Here is a 1709-nt window from a genome sequence, read left to right on the forward strand (position 1 = left end):
GACGGCGAGGACAGTGACCCGGGCACCGTACTTCTCGGCTTCGGTGAGCAGAGTACGGGCGGTCGCGGGATCCCCGTCACCGTGGAAGGTGAGGGCGACCCGGGGACGGTCGCGGGGGCCGTGGGTGAGCTGGGCGGGGAGAGCGGGAGCTGCGCCGGCGGAACGGACTGGATGGACGGCGGCACCACTGCTGCTCGCACATCCCGCGGCCAGCGCCAGCCCGGCGGTGGCGAGCAGCACTGCCCGACGATCGGTAGCGGTCACCCGCCCCATTTAAGAGGTTGTGGCAGAGAATGCCGCTGATCGACCCACCGACTACCTGTCAGTCACCCGCATCTCGAACCAGGTTGTCTTCCCTCGGGGCAGCAGGTCCACGCCCCACCGGTCCGAGAGCTTGTCCACGAGGAACAGTCCTCGCCCGCTGACATCCATCTCCTGCACCGGCATCAGACAGGGCAGCCCCCGGGACGGATCCCGCACCTCTATCCGGATCCACCCCCGACGACGCCGCATCCGGAGGCCGAACACCCGCGCCCCCGTGTGCCGCACCGCGTTCCCCACCAGCTCGGACACGAGTAACACCGCGTCCTCGGTCATCTTCGGAGGGAGTCCCCAGTGACGAAGAACGATCACCTGGGTCAAGCGCCGTGCGGCCGCCGCGGACTCGGGCCGGGACGGCAACGGGACCTCGGCCTCCGTGGGATTTCCGAACAGTTCGAGGGCCTTCAGTGCGTGCTCGTCCTCGACCGCCGGAGACCAGCGCGCCGCCGTCGTACGGCCGTCTCCCCGCGGCTGTTCGAAACCCTCCAGCCCCGCCATGCCCCCATCATGGCCGCCCACAGCGCCCGCCGGGGCCGTTCCGGACGAATACGCCCCCCGGAATGCGTCGTTCCGACAGTGTCGATCGGCATATGCCAAAGGCACTTCGGTGCCTTCCATGGCCCTGCTGACCTGCGGCGGAGGCTCACCGGGAGGCAATCGACCGACTCCCTCGACAAGGCAGACTTAAGGTTGTGTTAAGGCTCCCATAAACCGCCCCATCGAGGGACCCGGATCAGACGTCGCGTCAATTGCAAGCGGTTCAGAGGAATTTCGCCTTGCCGGGGCCCTCCTCGACGAAGCTCTTCATGCCGCGCTCGCGGTCCTCCGTGGCGAACAGACCGGCGAACCAGTTCCGTTCCACCGCGAGGCCCGTCTCGATGTCGGTCTCCAGTCCGGTGTCGATCGACTCCTTCGCCGCGCGCAGGGCGATCGCCGGTCCCTGCGCGAGCCTGGCCGCCCAGGCGTGCGCCGCGGTGTACACCTCGTCGGCGGGCACGACCCGGTCCACCAGGCCGAGCGCCAGCGCCTCGTCGGCCTTGACCATACGACCCGTGAAGATGAGGTCCTTCGCCTTGGACGGGCCGACCAGCCGGGCGAGCCGCTGGGTGCCGCCCGCGCCGGGGATCAGGCCGAGCAGGATCTCCGGCTGACCCAGCTTGGCGTTCTCCCCGGCGATCCGGAAGTCCGCGCACAGCGCGAGTTCGCAGCCGCCGCCCAGGGCGTAGCCGGTGACGGCCGCGACGACCGGCTTGGGGATGCGGGCCACGGCCGTGAACGCGTCCTGGAGGGCACGGGCGCGCAGGACCATCGCGGCGTGGTCCATGTTCTGCATCTCCTTGATGTCCGCGCCCGCCGCGAACACCTTCTCCCCGCCGTACACGATCACG

At 69.5% G+C, this 1709-nt stretch carries 2 protein-coding genes and 1 pseudogene; all 3 read right to left on the bottom strand.

Annotated features, from left to right (window positions below):
• Positions 1 to 273 (bottom strand): annotated as a pseudogene (locus JF597_RS54825) (polysaccharide deacetylase family protein); the annotation flags it as partial.
• Between the two features lie 42 nt (positions 274 to 315).
• Positions 316 to 819 carry an ATP-binding protein gene (locus tag JF597_RS54830; RefSeq protein WP_294014675.1) on the bottom strand — a complete coding sequence of 168 codons (504 nt, stop codon included), beginning with the start codon at positions 817 to 819 and terminating at the stop codon, positions 316 to 318.
• 262 nt (positions 820 to 1081) lie between these two features.
• Positions 1082 to 1709: enoyl-CoA hydratase-related protein (locus tag JF597_RS54835; protein WP_294014677.1), on the bottom strand; the 628-nt coding region annotated here is incomplete at its 5' end.

The sequence above is a fragment of the Streptomyces sp. genome, from assembly GCF_019510245.1.
In the GTDB taxonomy this organism is placed as follows: Bacteria; Actinomycetota; Actinomycetes; order Streptomycetales; family Streptomycetaceae; genus Streptomyces.

Excerpts from the sequence above, each read along its gene's own strand:
- JF597_RS54830 (WP_294014675.1), bottom strand. The coding sequence starts at position 819 with ATGGCGGGGCTGGAGGGTTTCGAACAGCCGCGGGGAGACGGCCGTACG.